Source organism: Streptomyces altiplanensis (assembly GCF_053591575.1).
In genome coordinates, this window is sequence record NZ_JBSFUB010000196.1 from 1 (window position 1) to 4,795 (window position 4,795).

At 70.1% G+C, this 4,795-nt stretch carries 3 protein-coding genes; 2 read left to right on the forward strand and 1 reads right to left on the reverse strand.

Translation table 11 applies throughout. The annotated features are described in order from the left end of the window. Positions 1-98: 98 nt before the first annotated feature. Positions 99-2,825, reverse strand: a complete 2,727-nt coding sequence (gene ppc / locus ACWD0Y_RS36170) for a phosphoenolpyruvate carboxylase (protein ID WP_450264500.1) — start codon at positions 2,823-2,825, stop codon at positions 99-101. 203 nt (positions 2,826-3,028) lie between these two features. Here ppc and ACWD0Y_RS36175 point away from each other — a divergent pair, with 203 nt between their 5' ends. Both ACWD0Y_RS36175 and ACWD0Y_RS36180 read left to right on the forward strand, forming a co-directional pair. After that, the gene (locus tag ACWD0Y_RS36175) at positions 3,029-4,012 is read left to right on the forward strand and encodes an acyl-CoA desaturase (protein WP_450264501.1); all 984 of its coding nucleotides are present in this window, start codon (positions 3,029-3,031) and stop codon (positions 4,010-4,012) included. Further along, positions 4,009-4,698, forward strand: a complete 690-nt coding sequence (locus ACWD0Y_RS36180; RefSeq protein WP_450264502.1) for a TetR family transcriptional regulator — start codon at positions 4,009-4,011, stop codon at positions 4,696-4,698. The genes ACWD0Y_RS36175 and ACWD0Y_RS36180 overlap by 4 nt, the downstream gene beginning before the upstream one ends. Positions 4,699-4,795 lie beyond the last annotated feature (97 nt).

Below are 4,795 nucleotides of genomic sequence, written 5' to 3' on the forward strand. Positions count from 1 at the left end.
GCTGGCAAGCACACTCTGCACAGCAGTGCCTGCCGTCAGACACGGGAGTCGATCGGCCCGCCTCCCGGACCGCCGCCGTTCTGGTGTGTCCCGCCGGGTCAGCCCGTGTTGCGCAGACCCGCCGCGACGCCGTTGACCGTGAGCAGCAGCGCCCGCGACAGCAGCGGGTCGGGCTCCTCGCCCCGCTCGGCCGCCGCGCGCTGGCGGGCCAGCAGCGAGACCTGGAGGTAGGAGATCGGGTCCAGGTAGGCGTCCCGGATCGAGAACGTCTGCTGGAGCACCGGGTTCGAGTCGAGCAGCCGCTCCCCGCCCGTGATCCGCAGGACCTCCGCCACCGTGAGCTCGTGCTCGGCGCGGATCGTCTCGAAGACGTGCTTCAGGTCGTCCGGGACGAGCGTGTCGACGTAGTGCTGCGCGATGCGCAGGTCGGTCTTGGCGAGGGTCATCTCCACGTTGGAGAGGAAGTTCCGGAAGAAGTGCCAGTTCTCCTGCATCTCTTCCAGGACCGTGTCCAGGCCCGCCTCGCGCAGCGCCTTCAGGCCGGACCCGACGCCGTACCAGCCGGGCACGATCTGCCGTGACTGCGTCCAGCCGAAGACCCACGGGATCGCGCGCAGGCCGTCGAGGCCCGCCCCGCTGTCCGGGCGGCGCGAGGGGCGCGAGCCCAGGTGCAGGTCGGCGAGCTGGTCGACGGGGGTCGCGGCGAAGAAGTACGCCGGCAGGTCCGGGTCCTCGACGAGCTTGCGGTACGCCGTGTGGGCGGCCTCGGACACCGTGTCCATCGCCGCGTCCCAGCGGGCGAGCGCCTCGTCGGACTGGCGGGGGGCGGTGTGCAGCGCGGACGCCTGGAGCGTGGCGGCGACCGTCAGCTCCAGGTTCTCCCGGGCCAGGGACGGCACCAGGTACTTGTCGGAGATGACCTCGCCCTGCTCGGTCACCTTGATCTCGCCCTCCAGCGTTCCCCACGGCTGCGCGAGGATCGCGTCGTGCGAGGGGCCGCCGCCGCGGCCGACGGTGCCGCCGCGGCCGTGGAAGAGGCGCAGGCGCACGCCGTACCGGTGGGCGACGTCGCGCAGGCGGCGCTGCGCCCGGTGGATCTCCCACTGCGAGGTCGTGATGCCGCCGAACTTCGACGAGTCGGAGTACCCGAGCATGACTTCCTGCACGTCACCGCGGAGCGACACGAGCCGCCGGTACGAGGGGTCGGCGAGCATCTCGTCGAGGATCACGTCGGCCGCGCGCAGCTCGTCCGTGGTCTCCAGGAGGGGCACGATGCCGATCTTCGCCCAGCCCGAGTGCAGGTCGACCAGACCCGCCTCACGGGCCAGTACCGCGGCGGCGAAGACGTCGTCGGCGCCCTGGCACATCGAGATGATGTACGACTCGACGACCTCGGGCCCGAAGCGTTCCAGGGCTTGCCTGACCGTGGTGAACACGCCGAGGGTCTTCTCCCCGGCGGCGTCCAGCGGCGCGGGCGTCGGGGCCAGCGGGCGCCTGGACCTGAGCTCCTTCGCGAGGAGCTTCTGCCGGTAGTCGCGCGGCATGTCGGCGTACCGCCAGGACTCCTCGCCGAGCCGGTCGAAGAGCTGCCCGAGGGCGTGGTGGTGCGCGTCGGCGTGCTCGCGCACGTCCATCGTGGCGAGCTGGAGCCCGAACGCGGCGAGGGTGCGGATCGTGCGGTCCATGCGGCCGTCGGCGAAGAGGCCGCCGCGGTGCTCGCGCAGCGACGTCTGGATGAGCGCGAGGTCGGCGATCAGCTCACCGGTGCCGAGGTAGTCGATGCCGGGCTGGTGCGGGGTGCCCTTGGCGAGGCGCTCGCGCGTGTTGAGGAGCTTCTGCCGGATGCAGGTGGCCTTGAGCCGGTAGGGCTCCTCGGCGTTCAGGCGCTTGTAGCGGGGGCTGATGGGCAGCCGCTCCAGGTCGGCCTGGAGGGAGGCCAGCAGCTCCTCGGTGACGCCGGTGTAGCGGATGGAGTTCGACAGCTGGCCACGCAGCTCGTCGACGAGCGCCAGCGCGTCGGTGATGCCGTGCTCGTGCTGGAGGATCAGCACGTCCCACGTCACGGCGGGCGTCACGTTCGGATTGCCGTCGCGGTCGCCGCCGATCCAGGTGCCGAAGGTCAGCGGCCGGGTGCCGGGGGGCAGCTCGACGCCGACGCGCTCCAGCTCGGCGGCGAGGTCCTCCAGGACGTCGCCCACCGCGCCGGCGTGCAGCTCGTCGAGGTAGTAGATGGCGTTGCGCGCCTCGTCGGCGGGCTCGGGGCGTACGACGCGGAGCTCGTCCGTCTGCCAGATGAGGTCGATCGACTCGGCCAGACGGAGGTCGTGGCGGCGCCGGTCGGAGGCGATGACGGGGGTTTCGAGGAGCTCGGCGATGCGGCGCAGCTTGTTCAGTACGGACCGGCGCGCCGCCTCGGTCGGGTGCGCCGTGAAGACGGGCCTGACGTTGAGGTTCTTGACGGTGTGGCGCAGGTGCTCGGGGTCGGCGTCCTTCAGCCGGTCCGCCGTACGGGCGAGCAGTCCGCCCTCTTCGGCGCGCTTGGCGCGCATCTCGCGGCCGCGGTGCACCTGCTCGGTGACGTTGGCAAGATGGAAGTAGGTGGAGAAGGCGCGCACCAGCCGGGCGGCGGTCTCCAGGTCGGTGTCGCCGAGCAACTCGGCGGCGGCTTCGCCATCGGTGCGCGTCAGGGCGCGCACCTGCTCGACCAACTCAAGAAGTTCGGGCCCTTCCTGCCGTACGAGCGTCTCGCCCAGCAGGTCGCCTAGACGGCGAATGTCGGCACGCAGCTCCGCGCTGGTGTTGGAGTTCTGGTCGGCACTGCTCACAGGTGCGGCTCCTTGCAGTGTTTCAGCACGTCTGGAGGTTTTGTGGACCACGCTGTCCGACGAGGCCCAGGATATGCGGCACGGCTGAACCCGTGCTCCTCGGCCTCTTGCCGCGAGGCGAAGCGCTGCCATACTTACGATGCCGTAGGTTACGCATCCGTAGCCAACGCATCAGTCACTTCCCTCACCCCCCAGGGGACCCCATGACCACACGTTCCGACGTGCTCGAAGACGCCAGCGGGGCGACGACCGGCACCTCGGCCCCCTCTGCCACGCGCGGCGGGGAGTCCAAGCGCTCCGTCGAGCAGCTCGCGCTCCTCCTCTTCATCATCGTCCCCTTCCTCGCCCTTCTGGCGGCTGTGCCGCTCGCGTGGGGATGGGGTGTGAGCTGGCTCGACCTGGGCCTGCTGGTCTTCATGTACTACCTGGGCTGCCACGGCATCACCATCGGTTTCCACCGCTACTTCACCCACGGCTCCTTCAAGGCGAAGCGCCCGCTGCGCATCGCCCTGGCGGTCATGGGCTCCATGGCGGTGGAAGGACCCCTGGTCCGGTGGGTGGCCGACCACCGCAAGCACCACAAGTTCTCGGACGCCGAAGGGGACCCCCACTCCCCCTGGCGGTTCGGCGAGACGCTCCCGGCCCTGATGAAGGGCCTCTGGTGGGCGCACATCGGGTGGATGTTCGACGAGGAGCAGACCTCGCAGGAGAAGTACGCGCCGGACCTGATCAAGGATCCGGCGATCCGCCGCGTCTCCCGCGACTTCGTCTACTGGACGATCCTGTCCCTGGCCATCCCCCCGCTGGTGGGAGGTCTGGTCACGATGTCGTGGTGGGGCGCGTTCACGGCGTTCTTCTGGGGCTCGCTGGTCCGGGTCGCCCTCCTGCACCACGTCACCTGGTCGATCAACTCCATCTGCCACGCGGTGGGCAAGCGCCCCTTCAAGTCGCGTGACAGGTCCGGCAACGTCTGGTGGCTGGCCGTGCTGTCCTGCGGCGAGTCCTGGCACAACCTGCACCACGCCGATCCGACCTCGGCACGGCACGGTGTGATGAAGGGGCAGGTGGACTCGAGCGCCCGCCTGATCCGCTGGTTCGAGCAGGCCGGCTGGGCGTACGACGTCCGGTGGCCGAGCGCGGACCGTATCGACTCCCGACGCAAGACCGGGCCCTCCGAAGCGGCATGATGGGTGACGTGGCGATCGACGGCAGCAGTACGAGCAGCGAGAAGAGCAGGCCCACTCCGAGCCGGCGTGCCCGCCGCGTCCGCATGACCGGCAAGGAGCGCCGCGAACAGCTGCTGGACATCGGTCGCACCCTCTTCGCCGAGAAGGGGTTCGAGGGCACGTCGGTGGAGGAGATCGCCGCGAAGGCGGGCGTCTCCAAGCCGGTGGTCTACGAGCACTTCGGCGGCAAGGAGGGCCTGTACGCCGTGGTGGTCGACCGGGAGATGAGCCGCCTGCTCGACATGGTCACCGGCGCCCTCACCGCCGGCCACCCGCGCGAGCTCCTCGAACAGGCCGCGTTCGCCCTGCTCGACTACATCGAGACGTACACGGACGGTTTCCGCATCCTGGTCCGGGACTCGCCGGTGGCCCAGTCGACGGGCTCGTTCGCCTCCCTGATCAGCGACATCGCCACCCAGGTGGAGGACATCCTGGGCCTGGAGTTCAAGGCCCGCGGCTTCGACCCCAAGCTGGCCCCGCTGTACGCCCAGGCCCTGGTCGGCATGGTGGCGCTGACGGGCCAGTGGTGGCTGGACGTCCGCAAGCCGAAGAAGGCGGAGGTCGCGGCGCACCTGGTGAACCTGTGCTGGCACGGCCTGGAGAACCTGGAGGCGAAGCCCCGCCTGATAGGCCACCGCAAGAGCTGACCCCGAAACCGTGTCCAGTTAGGCCGGCAGTCCGGTGACGCCATGCGCGACGAGAACAGCGTCACGTTCCACGTAAAGCAGAGGCCCGCCTTCGAGG

Excerpts from the sequence above, each read along its gene's own strand:
- ACWD0Y_RS36175 (WP_450264501.1), top strand. The coding sequence starts at position 3,029 with ATGACCACACGTTCCGACGTGCTCGAAGACGCCAGCGGGGCGACGACC.
- ACWD0Y_RS36180 (WP_450264502.1), top strand. The coding sequence starts at position 4,009 with ATGATGGGTGACGTGGCGATCGACGGCAGCAGTACGAGCAGCGAGAAG.